The organism is Variovorax sp. SG517, assembly GCF_013376045.1.
Classification (GTDB): Bacteria; Pseudomonadota; Gammaproteobacteria; order Burkholderiales; family Burkholderiaceae_C; genus Variovorax.
In genome coordinates this window covers 403583-426179 of the sequence record NZ_JABMJG010000005.1, presented here as the reverse complement: position 1 = coordinate 426179, position 22597 = coordinate 403583, and the positions used below count along the sequence as shown (strand labels likewise).

Below are 22597 nucleotides of genomic sequence, written 5' to 3'. Positions count from 1 at the left end.
CAGTCCCCCTATTTACTTTCTGTCTACACGTTGCCTGAAGGCCTCGCGCTCCTCTCTGGACGCCTGCCAAAAACCCTAGTGCAACAGTCGGAAAAGAAAAGGCCGCCCCGCAGGCGGCCTTCGATGCGAGCCCGGGGGCTCCTACATCACGCGCTTGGGCGCAGCGTGATGGTGGTCCTGCAGGCGGTCCTTGTGGCGCACCACCTGGCGGTCGAGCTTGTCGACCAGTTCATCGACCGCAGCGTAGAGATCAGCGTGGCTCGACTCCGCGAACATGTCATTGCCCTTGACGTGGATGTTGCATTCCGCCCTTTGACGGCGTTCCTTTTCCTTCTGCTTTTCCACCGTGAGGATCACCTTCACATCGACCACCTGGTCGAAATGTCGGATGACCCGGTCCAGCTTGCTCGTGACGTAGGTGCGCAAGGCAGGTGTGACGTCGAGGTGATGACCGCTGATCGTCAAATTCATGAATGACCTCCTGGAATTGACGGTTGGGGAAATGGCCGCCCCGCGGAATGCGGCTTGGCCGGCGAAACGAAACGGGAGTTCTCTCTGGGGGTCTTGAGAAAGAAGAAAAGAGGGGGTGGGAAGAGGTGAGAAAGAGGGGAAGGTCGATTCACTATGCCCAAGCTGTCACGGTATTGCAATACCTGAGTTGCCCGGGGTTTTGCCGCCTCGCGAGCAGCTTTTCACACGCTAGCGAATCGATAGCTGCGGGCACGCGCGGGACTGGCGATGCCGCGATTTGGAAACAAGTGTTTCAGTGCCGGCGAGCCGGTGACCATGCCGGCACAAGGGCCTGCCCATGCCGCCCCCAACTCAGCGCCACGCGGCCCGCATCCTGTTGCGCAGGTCGATCACCGAACTGGGCGGCGGCACCGCCGGCGGCCGCTCCGGCGGGGGCGGCCAGGTCTGCTGCTCGAAGCCCTCCAGGTCGGCATCGGCGATGAAGCGCGTGCGGTTGGCATACAGGTGCCGGTCGCCCCGCGCCGCCTGCTGCGTGATGTGGAAGCGCTGCGGCACCAGCAGATGAAGGTGGTCGCGCGCCCGGGTCATTGCCACGTAGAGCAGGCGCCGCTCCTCTTCCAGCTCATGCGCGCTCTGGGCCACGTCGGCCGGCAGGCAGCCGTCGACCACGTTGAGCACGTGCACCGAATTCCATTCCTGACCCTTGGCCGAATGGATGGTGGAGAGGATCAGGTAGTCCTCGTCGAGCAGCGGCGGCCCCGGGCGGTCGCTGGTGGCTTCGGGCGGATCGAGCGTGAGTTCGGTAAGAAAACGTTCGCGCGAGGCATACCCTGCCGCGAGGCGCGCGAGCTGCTCCACGTCGGCGCGCCGCACGCCGGAGGTGTCCTCGTACAGGCGCTCCAGGTGCGGCAGGTACCAGTCCATCGCCAGTTCGACGTCGGCGGGCCACTTGAGTCCCGGCGCGCGCAGGGCGGCATAGACTTCGACGAAGTCGGCCCATTGCGCGCGGGCGGCCGAAGGCGGCACGAAGTCGCGCACGGCCGCGGCCGGGTCGGCGGCCTGCTCCATCGCGTCGAGCAGGCGTGCGCTGGTGGCGGGGCCGATGCCCGGTATCAGCTGCGTCACGCGGAACCCCGCCATGCGCCCGCGCGGGTTCTGCGCAAAACGCAGCACCGCGAGCAGGTCCTTCACGTGCGAGGCCTCCAGGAACTTGAGCCCGCCGAACTTCACGAACGGGATGTTGCGACGCGCCAGCTCGAGTTCGAGCGCCGCGCTGTGGGAAGAGGTGCGAAACAGCACCGCCTGCGACTTCAGCGCCAGCCCGCCCTCGCGGTGCGCCAGCACCTTGTCGGCCACCCAGCGCGCCTGCCCGGCCTCGTCGGGCACGAGCACCAGCAGCGGTTTGCCGGCCGAGGGCTTGTCGGTCCACAGCGTCTTGGCATGCCGCTCGGCGGCCTGCGCGATGACGCGGTTCGACACGTCGAGGATCGGCTGCGTCGAGCGGTAGTTGCGCTCCAGCGTGACCACGCGCGCGGCCTGCGTGAACTGCGAGGGAAAGTCGAGGATGTTGCGCACCGTGGCGCCGCGGAAGGAATAGATCGACTGCGCGTCGTCCCCCACCACCGTCACGCCGCGCCCGTCGGGCTTGAGCGCCAGCAGGATCGAGGCCTGCAGCAGGTTGGTGTCCTGGTATTCGTCGACCAGCACATGGTCGAAGCGCGCGCCGATGTGCGCGGCCAGCGCGGGCTCGGCCGCCATCTCGGCCCAGTAGAGCAGCAGGTCGTCGTAGTCGAGCAGGTTCTGCCGCTGCTTGGCCTCGACGTACGCGCCGAACAGCTTCTTCAGCTCGGCCTCCCACTCGCCGCACCAGGGAAAGGCTTCCTTCAGCACGTCGGCCAGCGGCGCGCGGGTGTTCACGCAGCGCGAATAGATCGACAGGCAGGTGCCCTTGCGCGGAAAGCGGTTGACGGTGGAGGAAAGCCCCAGCTCGTGGCGCACCAGTCCCATGAGGTCTTCGGCGTCGCCGCGGTCGTGGATGGTGAAGTTCTCGTCCAGCCCGATCTGCGGCGCGTACTCGCGCAGCAGCCTCGCGCCGATGCCATGGAAGGTGCCGGCCCATGGCAGCGCGGGCGGCGCCTCCGACTTCAGCCCGAGCACCTGCGCCAGCACCCGGCCGGCGCGGCGCTCCATTTCCTGCGCGGCGCGGCGCGAGAAGGTCAGCAGCAGCAGGCGCTGCGGATCGACCCCGCCGGCGATGAGGGTTGCGACGCGGTGCGCCAGCGTGCTGGTCTTGCCCGAGCCGGCGCCCGCGATGACCAGCAGCGGCCGCTCGTCGCGCCCGGCGGTGGCGGCGCTCACGCCGTGCTCGACCGCAGCGCGCTGCGCCTCGTTGAGCGAGGCGAGCGCATCGGCCAGGCGTTCGGCCTGGGTCTTCGGCACGGCTGGAAAAACGGGGAGCGCAGTGGTCTGCATGGCGCACGACTTTACTGTATGCCCGTCCAGTCCGGCCACCCTGGCTACATGTGGCCGGTGACATAATCGCGCCTCGCTGCAACCCGGAGATTTTTCCAATGGAAACCGCCCCGTCTCGGCAGCTTTCAACTCCCTTTCGCTGACGTTTCTTTCGCGCTTGCCGCGCGCGTCGGGCCGGGGAATTGAAAGCGCCCCCTCCCTCGCCCATCGTCCAGTCAGTCAATCCCGGGAGTGAGCCCCATGCTCAACATCTTCACGCTCGCCAACGGCCGCCTCGTCCAGGAAGAGATCGAGGCCCTCGAAGAGCTCTCCAAGTTCCAGCCGATCTGGGTCGACCTCGAATCGCCCACGCTCGAGGAAAAGCGCTGGATCAAGCAGTACTACGGCCTGTCCATTCCCGAAGACGCGATGGACGAGGACATCGAGGAGTCGGCGCGCTTCTACGAGGAAGACAACGGCGAGCTGCACATCCGCTCCGACTTCCTGATCGACGACGACGAGGCCCCGCGCACCGTGCGCGTCGCCTTCATCCTCAACCAGCACAACACCGACCTGCGCAGCCGCGGCGTGCTGTTCTCGATCCACGACGAGGACGTGCCCGTGTTCCGCCTGCTGCGCATGCGCGCGCGCCGCGCACCGGGGCTGATCGAGGACGCCAAGGAAGTCATGCTCAAGCTCTTCGACGCCGACGCCGAATACTCGGCCGACTCGCTGGAGAACATCTACGACGAGCTCGAGGCCGCCAGCAAGAAGGTGCTGTCAGGCAACGTCAGCGACGAGCTGGCTGGCGAGGTGCTCGGCGCCATCGCGCGGCAGGAAGACCTGAACGGGCGCATCCGCCGCAACGTGATGGACACGCGCCGCGCCGTCAGCTTCATGATGCGCAGCAAGATGCTCAACGCCGAGCAGTTCGAGGAAGCGCGCCAGATCCTGCGCGACATCGAGTCGCTGGACAACCACACGGCCTTCCTCTTCGACAAGATCAACTTCCTGATGGATGCGACCGTCGGTTTCATCAACATCAACCAGAACAAGACCATCAAGATCTTCTCGGTGGCCAGCGTGGCGCTGCTGCCGCCGACGCTGATCGCCAGCATCTACGGCATGAACTTCAAGTTCATGCCCGAGCTCGACTGGGCCATGGGCTACCCCTATGCCATCGTGCTGATGGCGGCGAGCGCGCTGGTGCCGATGTGGTACTTCCGTCGGCGCGGCTGGCTGAAGTAGGAAGAAGAGAAGAAGCGCCGCGCGGCCGGTGCTAGAGTGGCCGGCAGCAAGCGCTGACCCGGAGAGCCACAGTGCGCAGAATCCGCTTCCTCACCAACCGCCACCGCGCGCCGTCGACCAACATCGCGCTGGGCCTGCTGCTGGCCTTCAATGCCGGCGCAATCAACGCGGGCGGCTTCCTCGTCCTGCACATGTACACCTCGCACATGACGGGCTTCGCCTCGCAGCTGGCCGACGGCATGGTGCTGGGCAACGTCAAGCTGCTGCTGAATGCGCTGGGCGCGATCCTGGCCTTCCTGAGCGGCGCCGCCGTCTGCGCGGTGCTAGTGAACTGGGGCCGCCAGCACCGCATGCACGGGGTGTACGCCCTGCCGCTGATGCTGGAGGCGGCGCTGATGTTCCCGTTCGGGCTCATGGGCGCCATCACGCTGACCTGGGCGACGCCCTTCGCGGTGCCGCTCACCGTGCTGCTGCTGTCCTTCATCATGGGGCTGCAGAACGCGGTGGCGTCCAAGACATCGGGCGGCAGCATCCGCACCACGCACATGACCGGCAACATCACCGACATGGGCATCGAGATCGGCAAGATGCTCTACTGGAACCGCCGCCCGAAGTCGGCACCGGCGCCGATCCTGCCCGTGCGCCACGACCGCGGCCGCATGCGCCGCGCGGGCGGGCTGGTCGGCATGTTCGTGCTCGGCGGCGCGGTGGGCGCGCTGGGCTTCAAGTACGTGGGCTTCGTCTGCGTGGTGCCGCTGGCGGCGCTGCTGCTGGCGCTGTCGATCCCGCCGCTGCTGCGCGACATCCCGCGCCGCCGCACGCCTTCTCTCGGCTGAATTCAGCCGAGTTCCGCCGGCAGCGAAGCCAGCCACGCATCGACGAGCGCGAGGCTGTAGCGGCTCGCGACCGAAACGACGAAGCGCGAGAAATCGCCGTGCGCGGCATCGTCGGCCCGGTCGGAGATCGTGCGCATCGCCGCGAAGGGCACGCCGTAGTCGTGGCACACCTGCGCGACCGAGGCGCCTTCCATCTCCACCGCGAGCGCATCGGGCAAGGCGCGCTGCAGCGCCGCGCTCTCGGCGGTGGTCGAGACGAAGCGGTCGCCGCTCACCAGCAGGCCGCGATGCACCTTCGGCGAACGAAGGCCGAACTCGTCGACAGCCTCCTGCCCCACCAGGGCCAACGGATCGCGCAGCGTCTCTTCGGCAACGGCCGCCAGCGCATCGGACATGGCAGCGTCGACGGCGAAGCGCGACAGCCCCATCAGCGGCACTTCGTACTTCGGAAAGATCGGCGAGGCGTCCAGGTCGTGCTGCAGCAGCTGCGTCGCGACCACCACGTCGCCCACGTTCACGCCCGGTGCCAGTCCGCCCGCGACGCCGATGAACACGATGGCCCGCGCGCCGAAGCGCTCCAGCAGCACCGTGGCCGTGATCGCCGCCGCGACCTTGCCGATGCGCGACAGCACCGCGACCACCGGCCGGCCATGCAGATGGCCCACCCAGAAGTCGCGGCCCGCGACGCGCACGCGCTGCTCGTCAGGCATCAGCGCGAGGAGCGCGCCCAGCTCCTCGTGCATCGCCGCAACGATCGCGATGGGCGCGACACTCACGTCCGGCTTACTGCTTGATATCCACACCGTAGAAAGTATGGCGGCCGAACGGGCTCAGCTTGAAGTCGACGACCTCTTTGCGCACCGGCTTGAGCTGCACCGCATGCGCGATGGTGAACCACGGCGCCTGTTCCTTGAAGATGACCTGCGCCTTCTTGTAGAGCGCGTCGCGATCAGCCTGCTTGGTGGCGCTCTTGGCCTTCACCACGAGGTCTTCGTACGGCTGGTAGCAGAACTTCGAGATGTTGCTGCCGCTGGCCGACTTGGCCGAGGCGCAGCCCAGCAGCGTGTAGAGGAAGTTGTCCGGATCGCCGTTGTCGCCGGTCCAGCCCAGCATGCCCATCTGGTGCTCGCCGGCCTGCAGGCGCTTGCGGTACTCGCCCCACTCGAAGCTCTTGATCTCGGCCTTGACGTTGATCTTGGCGAGGTCGGCCTGCATCAGCTCGGCGATGCGCTTGGCGTTCGGGTTGTACGGGCGCTGCACCGGCATGGCCCACAGGTCGGTCGAGAAGCCATCGGGGAAGCCGGCCTGCGCCAGCAGCTTCTTGGCGGCCTCGGGGTCGTACGGGTCGTCCTTCACCGCGTCGTTGTAGGACCACATGGTCGGCGGAATGGGGTTCTTCGCGGCCACGCCGGTCGACAGGTACACGCCGTCGATGATGGCCTTCTTGTTGATCGCCATGTTGATGGCCTTGCGCACGCGCACGTCGTCGAAGGGCTTCTTCGTCGTGTTGTACGAGAGGTAGCCCACGTTCAGGCCGGGCTGCTCCAGCAGTTGCACGTTCGGGTCCTTGCGGATCGCGTCGAGGTCGGCAGGGTTCGGGTACGGCATGACGTGGCACTCGCCCTTTTGCAGCTTGGCCCAGCGCACCGAGGCGTCGGGCGTGATCGCGAACACGAGGTCGTCGATCTTCGCCTTGCCGCCCCAGTACTGCGGGAAGGCCTTGAAGCGGATGATCGCGTCCTTCTGGTACTGCACGAGGTAGAACGGGCCGGTGCCGATCGGGTCCTGGTCCACCTTCTCGGGCGTGCCGGCCTTCAGCATCGCGATGGCGTATTCCTTCGACTGGATGCCCGCGTACTGCATCGCCAGGTTCGCTAGGAACGGAGCCTCGGGCTGGTTCAGCACGATCTTCACGGTGTAGTCATCGATGCGGTCCACCGTCTTCAGCAGCTTGGGCATGCCCATGTCGTTGAAGTAGGAGTGGTTCTGGCTCGTGACCTTGAAGAAGGGATCGCTCTCCTTCCACTGCCGCTCGAGCATGAAGATGAAGTCGTCGGCATTGAAGTCGCGCGTGGGCTTGAAGCTCTTGCTCGTGGTGTGCCACTTCACGCCCTTGCGCAGGTGGAAGGTATAGACCGTGCCGTCGGCCGAGATGTCCCACTTCTCGGCGAGGCCGGGCACGACCTTGGTGCCGCCGCGCTCGAACTCGACGATGGTGTTGTAGACCTGCGTGGTCACGTCGAACGAGGTGCCGGTGGTGTTCATGCCCGGATAGAAATTCTCGGGGCTGCCTTCCGAGCAATACACCAGCGTCTTGGCGGACACCGCGCCGCAGGCCAGGGTAAGGGCTGCAAGCGCTGTCGGTGCCAGGAGCGCCAGGCTTTTTGAGCGGCGCGAAACGGTGGGCTGGGTCTTCATGTGGACTCCTTGATTCACGGTTGAAAGAACTGCGGGAACGGGAACTGGGGGAACACTACGGATTCGCCGCCGTCGCGACAGGGGCGGCGGAGGGAACATCGGCTCGCACGAGCGGTGCACCTTCAAGGAACTTCTCCGAAAAGTGACAGGCCACCAGCCGCTCGTCGAGCATGCGTGGCAGCGGCCGCTCTTCGCGGCAGCGCGGCTCCACGTGCGGGCAGCGCGTGCTGAACACGCAGCCCGATGGCGGATTCAGCGGCGACGGCAGCTCGCCCTTGAGCACGATGCGCTGGCTGCTGAGCCCCGGCGTGGACGCCAGCAGCGCCTGCGTGTACGGATGCAGCGGCCGCGCGAAGATGCGCGACTTCGGCCCCTGCTCTACCGCATGGCCGAGATACATCACGAGCACGTCGTGCGCGATGTGCCGCACCACGCCCAGGTCGTGCGAGATGAAGAGATACGCCAGGCCCAGCTCGGCCTGCAGGTCGGCCAGCAGGTTCAGCACCTGCGCCTGGATCGACACGTCGAGCGCCGACACCGGCTCGTCGGCCACCAGCAGGCGCGGGCTCAGCATCAGCGCGCGGGCGATGGCGATGCGCTGGCGCTGGCCGCCCGAGAACATGTGCGGATAGCGGTTGACGTACTCGGGCCGCAGGCCCACGCGCGCGAGCATGTCGCGCGCCTTGGCCGCGCGTTCCTGCTTGCCGATGCTGGTGTTGATGGCCAGCGGGTCTTCGAGCACCGTCGCGATCTTCTTGCGTGGGTTGAGCGAGCCGTAGGGATTCTGAAAAACCAGCTGCACGGCTTGGCGCAACTCGCGCTTGCGCTCCGCCGGCGGGCTCACCGCGTCCGCGCCGACCAGCGTGAGCTGGCCCGCAGTCGGCTTCTCGATCAGCGCGACCATCCGCGCCAGCGTCGACTTGCCGCAGCCCGATTCGCCCACCACCGCCAGCGTGCGGCCGCGCTCGATGCGAAAGGAGATGTCGCCTACGGCGCGCAGCTGCGAGGGCGCGCGGAACAACCCGCGGCGGATGTCGTAGGTGCGCTGAAGGTTCTTCGCCTCGACCACCACTTCGGTGGATGCCTCGCTCATGCCGCGACCTCCACCGTCCGGTGCTTCGGCGGATCGCTCGCGATGGCTCGGGCCCGGTCCGGGTCGCCGAGGGGGAAGTGGCAGCGCACCTCGGCGCCGTGCGACTCGCGCAGCGCCGGGCGCACCTGGCAGGCACGCTCGGTGACGTAGCTGCAGCGCGGCGCGAACAGGCAGCCCTCGGGCCGGTCGTGCACGCCGGGCACCACGCCGCTGATGGTCGCCAGGCGCCCCTCCGGCGCGGCGCGCTCGGGCAGCGCCGCCAGCAGCGCCTCGGTGTAGGGATGCTGCGGCTGCGCGAAGAGCCGGTCGACGCGCTGGTGCTCCATCACCTGGCCCGCATACATCACGGCGATGCGCTGCGCCATTTCGCTGACCACGCCCATGTTGTGCGTGATGAGCACCAGCGCCATGCCGCGCTCCTTCTGCAGGTCGCGCAGCAGGTCGAGGATCTGCGCCTGGATAGTCACGTCGAGCGCCGTGGTCGGCTCGTCGGCGATCAGCAGGCGCGGGTTGCAGGCGATGGCCATCGCGATCATCACGCGCTGGTTCATGCCGCCCGAGAGCTGGTGCGGATAGCTGCCCAGGCGCGACGAGGCGGCCGGAATGCCCACCTGCTCCAGCAGCTCGGTCGCGCGCTTCTTCGCTTCGCGCTTGTCGAGCTTCAGGTGCAGCCGCAGCGTCTCCATCAGCTGGAAGCCGATGGTGAAGCAGGGGTTGAGGCTGGTGGTCGGCTCCTGGAAGATCATCGCGACCTCCTTGCCGACCAGCGCGCGGCGCGCCTTGTCGGAAATGCCGAGCAGGTCGTTGCCCGCGAAGCGCATGTGCTCCGCGCGCACGCGCCCCGGGAAGCCGACGAGCCCCATCAGCGCCATCATCGTGACGCTCTTGCCCGAGCCCGATTCGCCGACGATGCCGAGCACCTCGCCTTCCTCGAGGCTGAAGCTCACGCCGTCGACCGCGTGCAGCACGCCGCCCTGCGTAGGGAACTCGACGTGGAGGTCCTTGATGTCCAGCAAAGGCATCTTTTTTTCCTTTGCTTTAGCGCTTGAGCTTGGGGTCGAGGGCATCGCGCAGCCCATCGCCCAGAAGATTGAATGCGAGCACGGCCGCAAGGATCGCCATGCCGGGAAAGGTGACGACCCACCACGCGCGCAGCACAAACTCGCGCGCGTCGGCCAGCATGGTTCCCCATTCGGGCGACGGCGGCTGCGCGCCGAGGCCGAGGAAGCCGAGCGCCGCCGCGTCGAGGATGGCGGTGGAGATGCCGAGCGAGGCCTGCACGATCAGCGGCGCGGCGCAGTTGGGCAGCACCTCGCGGAACATCAGCCGCAGCGTGCTTGCGCCGCTAACACGCGCGGCAGTGACGTAATCGCGCGAGACCTCGGCGATGACAGCAGCGCGCGTGATGCGCACATAGTGCGGCAGCACCACGATGGCCACCGCGAGCATCGCGTTGATGAGCCCCGGCCCGAGGATCGCGACGATCACGATGGCCAGCAGCAGGCTCGGCAGCGTGAGCACGATGTCCATCAGCCGCATGATCGCGATCTCGATCACCCCGCGGAAGAAGCCCGCAACGAGCCCCAGCACCACGCCCACGACCACCGACAGCGCCACCACCGCGACGCCGATCGAAAGCGACAGGCGCGCGCCGTACATGAGCCGCGAAAGAATGTCGCGGCCGATGGCGTCGGTGCCCAGCAGGTAGCTCATGGAACCGCCCTGCTGCCACGCCGGCGGCTGGAGGAAGACGGCGCTGTTGGTTTCGTTCGGCGCGTGCGGTGCGATCCACGGCGCGAACAGCGCGACCAGCAGCAGCACGACGATGGTGGCGAGCCCGATGACCGCGCCCCGGTTGGCCGAGAAGGCCGTCCAGAATTCGCGCCAGGGGCCGGGGGGTGCGGCGCTCTTCACGCCATGGGTCGAAACGGTTTGTGTCGTGGTCGCCATGAGCTCAGCGCCTGATCCGCGGGTTGATGACGCCGTAAGCCACGTCGACGAGAAGATTCACCAGCATCACGATGCCGCCGAGCAGCAGCATGCCGCCCTGCAGCACCGGGTAGTCGCGCCGGCCGATCGCTTCGATGAGCCACTTGCCGACACCCGGCCACGAGAAGATGGTCTCGGTGAGGATGGCGCCCGTGAACAGCGCGCCCACCTGCAGCCCGACGACGGTCACGACCGGAATGAGCGCGTTGCGCAGTGCATGCAGCCCCACCACGCGAAAACGCGAAAGCCCCTTGGCGCGCGCGGTGCGGATGTAGTCCTCGCCCAGCACTTCGAGCATGGCCGAGCGCGTCATGCGCGCGATCACCGCGAGCGGCACGGTGCCCAGCACCACGGCCGGCAGGATCAGGTGGTGCAGCGCCGACCAGAAGGCGTCGGTGTCGCCGGCGCGCAGCGCGTCGATCAGCAGGAAGCCGGTGTCGGGCTCGACGTAGTACTGCACGGCGATGCGGCCCGACACGGGCGTCCATCCGAGCTGCACCGAGAAGAACAGGATCAGCAGCAGCCCCCACCAGAAGATCGGCATCGAGTAGCCGGTGAGCGAGGTGGCCATCACGCCGTGGTCGAAGATGGAGTTGCGCCGCACCGCCGCGAGGATGCCGGCCGGAAGCCCCAGCAGCAGCGCGAAAAGGATGGCGCACACCGCGAGTTCGACGGTGGCCGGAAAGAGCGAGAGGAACTCGCTCATCACCGTGTCCTGCGTGATGAGCGACTTGCCGAGATCGCCGTGCAGAACGCGGGCGATGTAGATGCCGTACTGCACGATCACCGGCTTGTCGAAGCCATAGGCGGTGCGCAGCTCGGCATGGCGCGCGGGGTCGATCCCGCGCTCGCCGGCCATGGTCTCGATGGGGTCGCCCGGCACCAGCCGGATGAGGAAGAAGGCGAGCAGTGTCATGCCGAAGAAGGTCGGCACCAACAGACTCAAACGGGTAAAGACAAACCTGAGCATCGACCCGCGAATATGCAAGATCGATGCCTTGGCCCCACCCGGGCCGAACCCTTACTTCAGCGCGTGCCTGCGCGCTTACTTCTTGGCGTCGCGCAGCTCGCGGCGAAGGATCTTGCCGACCGGCGTCTTCGGCATGTCGGTACGAAACTCTACGATGCGCGGCTGCTTGTAACCCGTAAGGTTTGCTCTGCAGTATTCGCGCACCTGAGCCTCCGTGAGCGAAGGGTCTTTCTTGACGATGACGAGCTTCACTGCTTCACCGGTCTTGTCGTCGGGCACGCCGACCGCTGCGCATTCGAGCACGCCCGGAATGAGTGCGACCACGTCCTCGACCTCGTTCGGGTACACGTTGAAGCCCGACACCAGGATCATGTCCTTCTTGCGGTCGACCACCTTGAAGTAGCCGCGCTCGTCGACCACGCCGATGTCGCCGCTCTTGAAGTAGCCGTCGGCCGTCATGACCTTGGCGGTCTCGTCGGGGCGCTGCCAGTAGCCCGCCATCACCTGCGGGCCCTTGATGGCGATCTCGCCACGCTCGCCGGCGGGCACCTCGTTGCCTTCATCGTCGAGCAGCTTGAGCCAGGTGCTCGGCAGCGGCAGGCCGATGGTGCCGGTGTAGGCGGTGCTGTTGGTCGGGTTGCAGGTGGCCGAGGGCGAGGTCTCGGAAAGGCCGTAGCCCTCGCAGATCGGGCAGCCGGTCTTCTCGAGCCAGAGCTTCGCCACCGCAGCCTGCACCGCCATGCCGCCGCCCACCGAGACCTTCAGGTTCTTCCAGTTGACGGTGTTGAAGTCGGGATGGTTCGCCAGGCCGTTGAACAGCGTGTTGACGGCCGGGAAGCTGTGGATCGTGTGCTTCGACAGCTCCTTCAGCACGCCGGGGATGTCGCGCGGATTCGGGATCAGGATCAGCTTGCCGCCCGTGCGCATGCTCAGCATCATGCCGACCGTGAACGCGAAGATGTGATAGAGCGGCAGCGCGCACACGCCCGTGGGCTGCTCGTTGGCCGGCACCTTGTTCATGACCGGCTCGTTCCAGGCCTCGGACTGCAGCACGTTGGCGATCACGTTGCGATGCAGCAGCACCGCGCCCTTCGACACGCCGGTGGTGCCGCCGGTGTACTGCAGCACCGCCACGTCGTCGGGGCCGATGGCCACTGGCTTGAGCGAGGCGCCCGCGCCCTTGTCGAGCGCATCGTTGAAGCGCACCGCGCCCGGCAGGCTGAACGCGGGCACCATCTTCTTGACGTTGCGCACCACGTAGTTGACGAGGGCGCCCTTCAGGAAGCCGAGGCGGTCGCCCATGGAAGCCAGCACGATGTGCTTGACCGGCGTGCTCGCGATGCACTGCTGCAGCGTGGTGCCGAAGTTCTCCATGATGACGATCGCCTTCGCGCCCGAGTCCTTGAGCTGGTGCTCGAGCTCGCGCGGCGTGTACAGCGGGTTCACGTTGACCAGGATCAGCCCGGCGCGCAGGATGCCAGCCACCGCGATCGGGTACTGCGGGCAGTTGGGCATCATGACCGCGACGCGGTCGCCCTTGGCCAGGCCCAGCCCCTGCAGGTAGCCCGCGAAGGACTTGCTCTGCCTGTCGGTCTCGGCATAGCTGATGTCCTTGCCCATGAAGCTGTAGGCCGTGCGGTCCGCGTACTTCGTGAAGCTCTCTTCCATGAGCGCGACCAGCGAGGGGTACTGCGAGGCATCGATATCGGCAGGCACGCCCTGCGGATAGCTGCTGAGCCAGGGACGATCGGTCATTGGATTTGTCTCCTCCGGGAGTCGGACTGTTGAAAACGAAAACGGCGCACGAAGTGGCGCCGCGAAGAGCTCGTCCACTGCGCGGACGGGGACCTTCGGCCTATTCGATGGCCTTGCCCATATCTTCCACTACTTTTTTGGCATCGCCAAAGACCATCATGGTCTTGTCCATGTAGAAGAGCTCGTTGTCCAGGCCGGCGTAGCCCGCGGCCATGGAGCGCTTGTTGACGATGACGGTCTTGGCCTTGTAGGCCTCCAGGATCGGCATGCCGTAGATCGGGCTGCCCTTGGTGTGCGCGGCCGGGTTCACCACGTCGTTGGCGCCCAGGATGATCGCCACGTCGGCCTGGCCGAACTCGCCGTTGATGTCCTCCATCTCGAACACCTGGTCGTAGGGCACCTCGGCCTCCGCCAGCAGCACGTTCATGTGGCCGGGCATGCGGCCCGCCACCGGGTGGATGGCGTACTTCACGGTGATGCCCTTCTCGACGAGCTTCTGCGCGAGCTCCTTCACCGCATGCTGGGCGCGGGCCACCGCGAGGCCGTAGCCCGGCACGATCACCACCGTCTCGGCGTTGCCGAGCACGAAGGCCGCGTCGTCGGCGCTGCCGCTCTTCACGGGGCGCTGCTCCTTCGCGCCGCCCGTGGCCGCGGCCGCGTCGCCGCCGAAGCCGCCCAGGATCACGTTGAAGAACGAGCGGTTCATGGCCTTGCACATGATGTAGCTCAGGATCGCGCCCGAGGACCCCACCAGCGAACCGGCCACGATCAGCATCGCGTTGTTCAGGCTGAAGCCGATGCCCGCGGCCGCCCAGCCCGAGTAGCTGTTGAGCATCGACACCACCACCGGCATGTCGGCGCCGCCGATCGGGATGATGATGAGCACGCCCATCACGAAGGCCAGCGCCAGCATCGCGAAGAAGGCCGGCCAGCTTTCGGTGAACACGAACACCAGCCCCAGGCCGATGGTCGCCAGGCCCAGCACGAGGTTGAGCATGTGCTGCCCCGCGAACTGCACCGGCGCGCCCTGGAACAGGCGGAACTTGTACTTGCCCGAGAGCTTGCCGAAGGCAATGACCGAGCCGCTGAAGGTGATGGCGCCGATGGCCGCCCCCAGGAACAGCTCGAGCCGGTTGCCGCTCGGGATCGGGTCGTCCTTGAGCGCGATGCCGAAGGCGTGCGGCTCGGCCACCGCGGCCACCGCGATGAACACCGCCGCCAGGCCGATCATGCTGTGCATGAAGGCGACCAGCTCGGGCATCTTGGTCATCTCGACCTTGTTGGCCATGTAGGCGCCCAGGCCGCCGCCGACGACCAGCGCGACCAGCACGTAGGCCAGGCCGTTCAGGTTGCCGCTGGCCAGCTTGTAGATCAGCGCGCCCGTGGTCAGCACGGCGATCGCCATGCCGGTCATGCCGAAGATGTTGCCGCGGATCGAGGTGGTGGGATGGCTCAGGCCCTTCAGGGCCTGGATGAAGCAGATGCTGGCAACGAGGTACAGCAGCGTGACGAGGTTCATGCTCACTTGGCGGCTCCCTCGGCGTTGGCTGCGGGGGCGGCCTTCTTTTCTTTCTTCTTGAACATCTCCAGCATCCGCCGCGTGACGAGGAAGCCGCCGAAGACGTTCACCGCGGCCAGCGCCACGGCCAGCACGCCCATGGTCTTGCCCAGCGGCGTGTCGGTGAGCGCGGCCGCCAGCATGGCGCCCACGATCACGATGGCCGAGATGGCGTTGGTCACGGCCATCAGCGGCGTATGCAGCGCGGGCGTGACGGTCCACACGACGTGGTAGCCCACGTAGATGGCCAGCACGAAGATGATCAGGTTGATGACTGTGTGAGAGACGATGTCCATGTTCTTCTCCTCGACGGCGTTGCTTGTTGCGTTACTTCTTCGTGACCTGGCCGTCGTGCGTGACGCGGCAGGCGGCGACGATGTCGTCCTCGAGGTCGATCTTCAGCGCGCCCTCCTTGGTGACGATGAGCTTGAGGAAGTCGAGCACATTGCGTGCGTACAGCGCCGAGGCGTCGGCCGCCACGAGCGCGGCGAGGTTGGTCTCGCCCACGATGGTCACGCCGTGCTTCACGACGGTCTTGTCGGCCTCCGACAGCGGGCAGTTGCCGCCGATGCCACCATCGGGATTGACTGGGCCCTTGCCGGCAGCGATGTCGACGATCACCGAGCCCGGCTTCATCGACTTGACCATGTCCTCGGTGATGAGCGTCGGCGCGGCGCGCCCCGGGATGAGCGCGGTGCTGATGACCACGTCGGCCAGCGCCACGCGCTTGGCGACCTCGGCCTGCTGGCGGGTGAGCCAGCTCGCGGGCATCGGGCGGGCGTAGCCGCCGACACCTTCGGCCGCGTCTTTCTCTTCCTGCGTCTCGTAGGGCACGTCGATGAACTTGCCGCCCAGCGACTCGATCTGCTCCTTGACGCTCGGGCGCACATCGGACGCCTCGATGACGGCGCCCAGGCGCTTGGCCGTGGCAATGGCCTGCAGGCCCGCCACGCCCACGCCCAGGATGACCACGCGCGCGGCCTTCACCGTGCCGGCCGCCGTCATGAGCATGGGGAAGAAGCGCTGGTACTTGTCGGCCGCGATCATCACGGCCTTGTAGCCTGCGATGTTGGCTTGGGAGCTGAGCACGTCCATGCTCTGGGCGCGCGTGGTGCGCGGCGCGGCTTCGAGCGCGAAGCCGGTGACGCCGGCTGCGGCCAGGCGCTGCAAGCCGGCCGCGTCGAAGGGATTGAGCATGCCGATGACCACGGCCCCGGACTTCAGCAGCGCGGTTTCCGATTCGGTCGGGGTGCGCACCTTGAGCACCATGTCGGCGGAGAAGGCACCCGATTGGTCGGTGATCTCCGCACCTGCGGCCTGATAGGCGCCGTCGGTGACGCTGGCCGCGACGCCTGCCCCCGACTGCACCCGTACGGTGTGCCCTGAGGCGACAAGTTTCTTCACCGTCTCAGGTGTAACAGCCACGCGGGTTTCGCCTGCCAGTGTCTCGGCGGGCACGCCTATCAGCATAGAGATCTCCTCAGAGCAAGGGGCACAGGGGGAATGCCGGCAGCTTACAGCAAGATTACAGCCGATCGCTGTCGCCGGAGTGCTCTGTCGTTTTCATCCCAAAGCTTCGAGGAGCTTATGGATACTATAACTTCCGCTATTCAATTGATAGCGAATCCGGGTATTCGATAGCGATCCACGGGAAGAGTCGGCGGAGGGTAAGAGGCAGGCAGGCCCGATTCCGGCGGGATGGTGCCGGCAAAGTACTTCCAATGACTGACGGAGGCCCGTGAATCGAAATCTCCATTTGTATCCAACTGCTGTTAACTTCGTTAACAAGCAAGTTGAAATACTCGATTTGCGTGCATTATTTGGAAATCCAAAAACTTTACCTTAGTCGCAGATAGATACACTTCTACTAACAATCGCCAGTTCACGGAAGCTGACGAAGGGAGGAAGAAGGGGTAGGAATGCGAATCGCGGTACTCGATGAAGGTGTTGATCACTTCAAGCGGATCAGCCGGACCATGGCGGCACTCGATCACGAGTGCCATCCCTACACGGAAGGAAAGGCACTGCTGCAGGCAATGCGCCGCCAGACCTTCGATCTGCTGATACTCGGCTGGAAACTTCCCGACATGAAGGGCCCCGAGGTGGTAGCGACCATCCGCCGGGATCTCAACAGCCGGCTTCCCATTCTTTTCGTGTCCGACAAGCCCGGCGAGGCCGACATGGTCGAAGGCCTCAACGCCGGCGCGGACGACTTCATGGCCAAGCCGGCCCGCGCCGGAGAACTCGAAGCCCGCGTGAACGCGCTGCTGCGCCGCTCCTATCCGGCGCAGCACGAGGCCGAACTGGTCTTCGGCCCGTATCACTTCTATCCGCCCTCGCGCGTGCTGAAGGTCCGCGGCGTGCAGGTCGAGTTGAAGAACCGCGAGTACGAGCTCGCCCTCTTCCTGTTTCAGAACCTCGGCCGGCTGCTCTCGCGGGAGCATCTGCACGAGGCCGTCTGGGGCCTGGGCATCGAGGCGCTCTCGCGCTCGCTCGACACCCACATCTCGCGCCTGCGGACCAAGCTCGACCTGCGCCCCGCAAACGGCTTCCTGCTGCTGGCCATCTACGGCCTGGGCTACCGGCTCGAGACCATCGAGGCCGACGCGTTGCCCGGAGTCAACGCACGCTGACCCCGGAATTTCCGGCGAGCTAAAGTAGCCTGCGGCGATTCGCCCGACGCCACGAGGAAAGAGACGAATGAATCCGATGATCCGGCTGCTGCTCGCCGCCACATTGCTCTGGAGCTGGCTCGGCCCGGCCGCCGCGCAGGAAATATTGGAGGCGAGCGACATGGTGCGCGGCGGCATGCAGGCGATCGACATGATCGACCAGGGCAAGGCCGGCGAGCTGTGGGACGGCGCCGCCCCGGGCACGCGCAAGCGGGTGACGCGCGCCGAGTTCGTCAGCCAGGTCGCCCGCAGCCGGGCTCAGATCGGCATGCCGCAGATGCGCACCTGGGTGTCGGTCAACCGCCAGGTCGTTACCGCCCCGGACAGCGACACGGCCGGCCAGTACGTCAGCATCGAATACGAGACCCGGTTCGCGAGCAAGCCAGACGGCACTGTGCGCGAACTCGTGAGCTTCCATCTCGACCAGGACCGCGTCTGGCGCTTCAGCGGCTACGCACTGAAATAGGGGAACAGAAAACATGGCAGGTCCGCGCTGGAAACCCAACGTCACCGTGGCTGCGGTGATCGAGCGCGACGGGCGCTTCCTGCTGGTCGAGGAGCAGACCAGCGACGGCCTGCGGCTCAACACACCGGCCGGGCACCTGGACCCCGGCGAATCGCCCGCCGAGGGCTGCGCGCGCGAAACGCTGGAGGAAACCGCCCATCATTTCACACCAACTGCGCTCATCGGCATCTATATGGCGCGTTCCCGGCCGCAGGCGGAACGCGGTGAAGACACCACCTACATGCGTTTCGCGTTCACAGGCACGCTGGGCGCCTTCGAGTCAGACCGTGCGCTCGACGAAGGCATCGTGCGCACCTTGTGGATGACGGCCGATGAAATCCGGGCCAGCGTTGCCCGGCATCGCAGCCCGCTGCTGCTGCAGTGCATCGAGGACCACCTCGCCGGCAAGCGCCACCCGCTGGACGTCGTCCACGTCGACGACTCCGTGCGATCCGCTCCTGATTGAAGAGGCTCAGACGATGACGCCGCCGCCAAGGCAGCGTTCGCCGTCGTAGAGCACGGCCGACTGCCCCGGCGTCACCGCCCACTGCGCTTGCCCGAAACGCAGGCCGAAGGTGCCGGCCTCTCCCGCTTCCGCTTCCATCTCGCAGGCCGCATCCGCCTGCCGGTAGCGCGCCTTCGAGCCGTAGCCGCCCGGCACCGGCGGCTCGCCGGAAATCCAGCTCGCGTCGTCCGCCTTCAGCTGCGACGACAGCAGCCACGGGTGGTCGTGCCCCTGCACCACCCACAGCGTGTTCTTCTCGATGTCCTTGCGCGCCACGAACCAGGGCGAATGGTCGCCGGAGCCGCGCTGCGCGCCCTTTTCCTTCACCCCGCCGATGCCCAGGCCCTGCCGCTGGCCCAGCGTGTAGAAGCTCAGCCCCTGGTGCTCGCCCAGCTTGCGGCCGCGGTCGTCCTTGATCGGGCCCGGCTCCTTGGAGATGTAGCGGTTCAGAAACTCGCGAAACGGCCGCTCGCCGATGAAGCAGATGCCGGTCGAGTCCTTCTTCTTCGCGTTGGGCAGGCCGATTTCCTCGGCGATGCGGCGCACCTCGGTCTTGTGCAGTTCGCCGACCGGGAACAGCGTCTTCGACAGCTGCGCCTGGTTCAGGCGGTGCAGGAAGTAGCTCTGGTCCTTCGAGGGGTCGAGCCCCTTGAGCAACTCGTGCCCACCGGTGGCCTCGTTCAGCCGCACGCGGGCGTAGTGGCCGGTGGCGATCTTCTCGGCGCCCAGGCGCATGGCGTGGTCGAGGAAGGCCTTGAACTTGATCTCGGCGTTGCACAGCACGTCGGGGTTGGGCGTGCGGCCGGCCTTGTACTCGCGCAGGAACTCGGCGAACACGCGGTCCTTGTAGTCGGCCGCGAAGTTGACGTGCTCGATCTCGATGCCCAGCACGTCGGCCACGCTGGCGGCGTCCACGAAGTCGATGTTCGACGAGCAGTACTCGCTGTCGTCGTCGTCTTCCCAGTTCTTCATGAAGATGCCGACCACCTCGTGCCCCTGCTGCTTGAGCAGGTGCGCCGTCACCGCGGAGTCCACTCCGCCGCTGAGTCCCACAACGATCCGATGCTTTGCCATAAGCCCCCTATTGTCCCAGCCCCGCGCAAGGGGGCCGTGGCGTGTGGGAAATCGGGAAAACCCGTGTCGCCGGTTTGTCAGCCCGCGGCTTCGCGCCGCGAAGGCCGGCGCTAAAGTGCCTCCGGACGAAGGCGGCACAGATCCGCCAGGCGATTTGCAGCAACAACAACCAGCGGAGACAAGACGCATGGCCGCCCCTTCCCCAGCTTCCTTCGGCGAAAGCACGCCCTGGATCAGCGCCTACCCGCAGGGCATGCGCTGGGATGCCGAACTGCCCATCAAGCCGGTGCAGCAGATGCTCGACGAGGCCGTCGAGCGCTGGCCCGACCGTTCGGCGGTCGAATTCATGGGCCAGGCCATCACCTACCGCGAGCTCGGTGCCGCGGTCGAACGCGCGGCCAAGGGCCTGCAGGACCTGGGCGTGAAGCCCGGCGTGCACGTCGGCCTCTACCTGCCCAACACGCCGCACTACCCGATCGCCTTCTTCGCGGTGCTGAAGGCCGGCGGCACGGTCGTCAACTACTCGCCGCTGGACGCCGAGCGCGTGCTGGCCCACAAGATCGAGGACAGCCGCACCGACATCCTCGTCACGCTCGACCTCGTCAACCTCTACCCGCAGATGGCGCGCCTGCTCGACAACTCGCGCCTGAAGACACTGGTGGTCGGCAGCCTCGGCGACTATGGCGCCATGGGCGACAAGGTGCAGGCCCAGCTGCAGGGCGCCGGCCAGATCGCCCCGGTGCCCGTGGACGACCGGCACGTGCGCTTCGCCGACCTGCTGAAAAGCGAAGGCACGCACAGGACCTATCCGCTGGGCGACCTCGCAGAAGAGATCGTGGTGCTGCAGTACACCGGCGGCACCACCGGCCTGCCCAAGGGCGCGATGCTCACGCACGCCAATCTCACGTCGGCCTCCGCGCAATACTACGAATCGACCCGGGGCGAGCCGCCCATCCTGGAGGAAGGCAAGGAACGCTTCCTGGTGGTGCTGCCGCTCTTCCACATCTTCGCGCTGAGCGCGGCGATGCTGCTCGGCGTGCGCCTGGGCGCGGCGCTGGTGCTGCACACGCGCTTCGACGTCGACGCGGTGATGAACGAGCTCGCCGCCAGCCGCATCAGCGTGTTCCCCGGCGTGCCGACGATGTACACCGCGATCCTCTCGCACCCCAAGGCCAGGGAGATGGACCTGCGCTCGCTCAAGTTCTGCGGCTCGGGCGGTGCGCCGCTGCCGGTGGAGGTGGAGCAGCGCTTCTTCGAGCTCACCGGCTGCCATCTCAACGAAGGCTGGGGCATGACCGAGACCTCGCCCGTGGGCACCTTCACGCCCGCGCGCGGCCTTCGTAAGGCGGGCTCGTGCGGCATGCCGCTGCCGCAGGTGCGCATCAAGCTGGTGAGCCTGGACGATCCCTCCAAAGACGTGACCGCCTTCGGCGAAGCGGGCGAACTCTGCATCAAGGGCCCCAACGTGATGAAGGGCTACTGGAACAACCCCAAGGCCACCGCCGATTCGATGACGCCCGACGGCTACTTCCGCAGCGGCGACGTCGCGAAGATGGATGCCGACGGCTACCTCTACATCGTCGACCGCACCAAGGACATGCTGCTGTGCGGCGGCTACAACGTCTATCCGCGCGTGCTGGAGGAGGCGGTGTACGAACACCCTTCGGTGGCCGAGGTCTGCGTGATCGGCATTCCGGACGAGTACCGCGGCCAGTCGCCCAAGGCCTTCGTGAAGCTGAAGGACGGCGCGTCCGAGCTGACGCTCGACGAACTCAAGGCCTTCCTGAAGAACCGCCTGGGCAAGCACGAGATGATCGGCGCGCTGGAAATCCGCGCCGAGCTGCCCAAGACCGCCGTGGGCAAGCTCTCGAAGAAGGACCTCGTCGACGAGGAAGCCCGCAAGCGGGCGGCATAGCAGCCGAGCGGCACCCGGCTTTTTCGTGGAACACCGAGGAACCGGCTTTGCCGGGCCTCAGGTGTTGCCCCCGGTAGGGGGTTGGCGAAGCGACACGCAGTGCGCGAAGCCTGGGGGCGAGCCTAGTGAAAGGCTTCGGCGAGCAGCTCGTAAGAGCGCAGCCGGGCCACGTGGTCGAACACCTGCGAGGTGATCATGAGCTCGTCCGCGCCGGTGCGCGCGACGAAGGCTTCCACGCCCTTCTTCACCGTCTCGACCGAACCCACTGCCGAGCACGACAGCACCGAGTCGAGCAGCGCGTTCTCCGCCGGACCGACCTTCTGCCGGTAGCCCTCCACCGGCGGCGGCAGACGCCCCGGCCGGCCGCTGCGCAGGTTCACGAAGGCCTGCTGCCACGAGGTGGCGCGGAACTCGGCCTCCTCGTCGGTGTCGGCCGCGAACACGTTGAAGCCCAGCATCACGTACGGCTTCTGCAGCTGCGCCGAGGGCTTGAAGGTCTCGCGGTAGATCTGGATGGCCTGCATGATCTGCTGCGGCGCGAAGTGCGAGGCGAAGGCATAGGGCAGCCCCAGGTGCGCCGCGAGCTGCGCGCCGAAGGTGCTCGACCCGAGGATCCACACCGGCACCTCCAGCCCCGCGCCGGGCACGGCGCGCACCGGCTGCTGCGGGTTCTTCGACATGAAGTCCATCAGCTCGATCACGTCCTGCGGGAACTGGTCAGCGTCCGACTCCAGGTTGCGCCGCAGGGCCCGCGCGGTGCGCTGGTCGGAACCGGGAGCGCGCCCCAGCCCGAGGTCGACGCGCCCGGGGTAGAGCGACTCCAGCGTGCCGAACTGCTCGGCGATCACCAGCGGCGAGTGGTTCGGCAGCATCACGCCGCCGGCGCCGATGCGGATGGTGGAAGTGCCCGCTCCCACGTAGGCCAGCAGCACGGCGGTGGCCGCGCTCGCGATGCCCGGCATGCCGTGGTGCTCGGCCAGCCAGTAGCGCGTGTAGCCCAGCTTCTCGCCATGCTGCGCCAGCGAGAGCGAGTTGCGGAACGACTGCGCGGCGTCGCTGCCCTCGGTGATCGGGGAAAGGTCGAGGATGGAGAACGGAATCATGGGCGCGATCATGGCGCGAAGCGCCCATTTCCGT

The 22597-nt window shown here is 66.7% G+C and carries 20 protein-coding genes; 6 read left to right on the top strand and 14 right to left on the bottom strand.

Annotation, left to right across the window (positions count from 1 at the left end; genetic code table 11):
- Positions 1 to 141: 141 nt before the first annotated feature.
- Positions 142 to 471 (bottom strand): ribosome hibernation-promoting factor, HPF/YfiA family, encoded by a 330-nt coding sequence (gene hpf, locus FHT32_RS17845; RefSeq protein ID WP_125948955.1) that lies wholly within the window; start codon positions 469 to 471, stop codon positions 142 to 144.
- 351 nt (positions 472 to 822) lie between these two features.
- The gene (locus tag FHT32_RS17840; RefSeq protein WP_176665937.1) at positions 823 to 2943 is read right to left on the bottom strand and encodes an ATP-dependent helicase; all 2121 of its coding nucleotides are present in this window, start codon (positions 2941 to 2943) and stop codon (positions 823 to 825) included.
- Between the two features lie 240 nt (positions 2944 to 3183).
- Here FHT32_RS17840 and corA point away from each other — a divergent pair, with 240 nt between their 5' ends.
- Positions 3184 to 4170 carry a magnesium/cobalt transporter CorA gene (corA, locus tag FHT32_RS17835; protein ID WP_176665936.1) on the top strand — a complete coding sequence of 329 codons (987 nt, stop codon included), beginning with the start codon at positions 3184 to 3186 and terminating at the stop codon, positions 4168 to 4170.
- 71 nt (positions 4171 to 4241) lie between these two features.
- A complete protein-coding gene (locus FHT32_RS17830) occupies positions 4242 to 5006 on the top strand; it encodes a YoaK family protein (protein ID WP_176665935.1) in 765 nt (254 codons plus the stop codon).
- A gap of 2 nt (positions 5007 to 5008) precedes the next feature.
- Here FHT32_RS17830 and FHT32_RS17825 read toward each other — a convergent pair whose 3' ends face one another.
- From FHT32_RS17825 to FHT32_RS17780, 10 genes are all read right to left on the bottom strand, one after another.
- The gene (locus tag FHT32_RS17825; RefSeq protein WP_371132190.1) at positions 5009 to 5782 is read right to left on the bottom strand and encodes a 5'-methylthioadenosine/adenosylhomocysteine nucleosidase; all 774 of its coding nucleotides are present in this window, start codon (positions 5780 to 5782) and stop codon (positions 5009 to 5011) included.
- Between the two features lie 7 nt (positions 5783 to 5789).
- A complete protein-coding gene (locus FHT32_RS17820; protein ID WP_176665934.1) occupies positions 5790 to 7424 on the bottom strand; it encodes an ABC transporter substrate-binding protein in 1635 nt (544 codons plus the stop codon).
- 55 nt (positions 7425 to 7479) lie between these two features.
- Complete coding sequence (locus FHT32_RS17815) at positions 7480 to 8517, bottom strand: dipeptide ABC transporter ATP-binding protein (RefSeq protein ID WP_176665933.1); 1038 nt, start codon at positions 8515 to 8517, stop codon at positions 7480 to 7482.
- Positions 8514 to 9539 carry an ABC transporter ATP-binding protein gene (locus FHT32_RS17810; RefSeq protein WP_176665932.1) on the bottom strand — a complete coding sequence of 342 codons (1026 nt, stop codon included), beginning with the start codon at positions 9537 to 9539 and terminating at the stop codon, positions 8514 to 8516. The genes FHT32_RS17815 and FHT32_RS17810 overlap by 4 nt, the downstream gene beginning before the upstream one ends.
- Positions 9540 to 9555: 16 nt before the next feature.
- Entirely contained in the window at positions 9556 to 10467 is a 912-nt protein-coding gene (locus FHT32_RS17805; RefSeq protein ID WP_176665931.1) for an ABC transporter permease subunit, read from the bottom strand.
- A 4-nt stretch (positions 10468 to 10471) separates the two neighbouring features.
- Positions 10472 to 11476, bottom strand: a complete 1005-nt coding sequence (locus tag FHT32_RS17800) for an ABC transporter permease subunit (RefSeq protein ID WP_176665930.1) — start codon at positions 11474 to 11476, stop codon at positions 10472 to 10474.
- A 75-nt stretch (positions 11477 to 11551) separates the two neighbouring features.
- Positions 11552 to 13231: a long-chain-fatty-acid--CoA ligase gene (locus FHT32_RS17795; RefSeq protein WP_176665929.1), complete on the bottom strand. Its 1680-nt coding sequence runs from the start codon at positions 13229 to 13231 to the stop codon at positions 11552 to 11554.
- A 100-nt stretch (positions 13232 to 13331) separates the two neighbouring features.
- On the bottom strand, positions 13332 to 14756 hold the full coding sequence (locus tag FHT32_RS17790) for an NAD(P)(+) transhydrogenase (Re/Si-specific) subunit beta (RefSeq protein WP_176665928.1): 1425 nt from the start codon (positions 14754 to 14756) through the stop codon (positions 13332 to 13334).
- A complete protein-coding gene (locus FHT32_RS17785; protein ID WP_176665927.1) occupies positions 14753 to 15085 on the bottom strand; it encodes an NAD(P) transhydrogenase subunit alpha in 333 nt (110 codons plus the stop codon). Before FHT32_RS17785 ends, FHT32_RS17790 begins: the two co-directional genes overlap by 4 nt.
- 31 nt (positions 15086 to 15116) lie before the next feature.
- On the bottom strand, positions 15117 to 16259 hold the full coding sequence (locus FHT32_RS17780; protein WP_176665926.1) for a Re/Si-specific NAD(P)(+) transhydrogenase subunit alpha: 1143 nt from the start codon (positions 16257 to 16259) through the stop codon (positions 15117 to 15119).
- Positions 16260 to 16708: 449 nt separating this feature from the next.
- On the opposite strand from FHT32_RS17780, the gene FHT32_RS17775 reads away from it, so the two are divergent.
- From FHT32_RS17775 to FHT32_RS17765, 3 genes are all read left to right on the top strand, one after another.
- Complete coding sequence (locus FHT32_RS17775; RefSeq protein WP_176665925.1) at positions 16709 to 17422, top strand: response regulator transcription factor; 714 nt, start codon at positions 16709 to 16711, stop codon at positions 17420 to 17422.
- Between the two features lie 67 nt (positions 17423 to 17489).
- Positions 17490 to 17927 carry a DUF4019 domain-containing protein gene (locus FHT32_RS17770; RefSeq protein ID WP_176665924.1) on the top strand — a complete coding sequence of 146 codons (438 nt, stop codon included), beginning with the start codon at positions 17490 to 17492 and terminating at the stop codon, positions 17925 to 17927.
- A gap of 13 nt (positions 17928 to 17940) precedes the next feature.
- Positions 17941 to 18432: an NUDIX hydrolase gene (locus FHT32_RS17765; protein WP_176665923.1), complete on the top strand. Its 492-nt coding sequence runs from the start codon at positions 17941 to 17943 to the stop codon at positions 18430 to 18432.
- Positions 18433 to 18438: 6 nt separating this feature from the next.
- Here the strand turns inward: FHT32_RS17765 and mnmA are convergent, their stop codons facing one another.
- Positions 18439 to 19545: a tRNA 2-thiouridine(34) synthase MnmA gene (gene mnmA / locus FHT32_RS17760; RefSeq protein ID WP_176665922.1), complete on the bottom strand. Its 1107-nt coding sequence runs from the start codon at positions 19543 to 19545 to the stop codon at positions 18439 to 18441.
- A 187-nt stretch (positions 19546 to 19732) separates the two neighbouring features.
- On the opposite strand from mnmA, the gene FHT32_RS17755 reads away from it, so the two are divergent.
- On the top strand, positions 19733 to 21460 hold the full coding sequence (locus FHT32_RS17755) for a long-chain fatty acid--CoA ligase (protein WP_176665921.1): 1728 nt from the start codon (positions 19733 to 19735) through the stop codon (positions 21458 to 21460).
- A 122-nt stretch (positions 21461 to 21582) separates the two neighbouring features.
- Here FHT32_RS17755 and FHT32_RS17750 read toward each other — a convergent pair whose 3' ends face one another.
- A complete protein-coding gene (locus FHT32_RS17750; RefSeq protein ID WP_176666090.1) occupies positions 21583 to 22563 on the bottom strand; it encodes an LLM class flavin-dependent oxidoreductase in 981 nt (326 codons plus the stop codon).
- Positions 22564 to 22597 lie beyond the last annotated feature (34 nt).